Raw genomic sequence first — 776 nt, 5'->3', positions numbered from 1 at the left:
GTGTACGAAGAGAATGGGGAGTGGAAGCAGTTTGGGCGGGTGGCGGGGGTCGCCACCTACACCGACGGCAGCCTGCTGTTCACCGACGACCAGAGCGGCGTGCTCTACCGCGTCCTGTACACCGGAGGCAACTAAATGAAGACCTTTCTCCCTGCCGGCCTCCTGATCGGTGCGGCCTCCCTCGGCTTTGCCCTCGCTGGTGGCCTGGACCTCCCCATGGCGATGGCCGCCCCCGCCTCCAGTGCTCTCTCCGCCACCGCTGCCCTGCGCGACCCCCAGGGGCAGGTGCGCGGCACCGCTACCTTCACCCAGCAGGGGATGAACCTGCGCGTGCAGGTTCAGGTCAGTGGCCTGACCCCCGGCCAGCACGGATTGCACCTGCACGAGAACGGCCGCTGCACCCCAGGGATTGACCCAGCGACCAATACGGTGGTGGCCTTTGGTGGGGCCGGAGGGCATTTTGATCCTGGCATGAGCAAGAACCACGATGACCCGGTGGCGGACAACCACTACGGGCACGGGGGGGACCTGCCGATGATCACGGTGGGGGCCGACGGGACAGGGACGCTGACGTACACGACGGCCAAGAGCAGCCTGACGGGGATGACGGGGGTCCTCAATCGCAGCATCGTGATTCATGCCAAGGCGGATGACTACAAGAGTGATCCTGCGGGGCTGACGGGAGCCAGAGAGCGGTGTGGGGTCATCACGCGCCTGAACTTCAGCGTGCGGGACTACCCCCTGCCAGGGCCGCAGGACTTTCCTGAGGGCGTGGC

The 776-nt window shown here is 66.5% G+C and carries 1 protein-coding gene and 1 pseudogene; both read left to right on the top strand.

What is annotated here, in order from left to right; genetic code table 11:
* Positions 1 to 135 (top strand): annotated as a pseudogene (locus K7W42_RS22770) (PQQ-dependent sugar dehydrogenase); the annotation flags it as partial.
* On the top strand, positions 136 to 776 hold a 641-nt coding region (locus tag K7W42_RS22765; RefSeq protein ID WP_224577695.1), incomplete at its 3' end, for a superoxide dismutase family protein. It abuts the pseudogene before it with no gap.

This window comes from Deinococcus betulae, assembly GCF_020166395.1.
Classification (GTDB): Bacteria; Deinococcota; Deinococci; order Deinococcales; family Deinococcaceae; genus Deinococcus; species Deinococcus betulae.
This window is presented reverse-complemented; position numbering and strand designations above follow the sequence as displayed.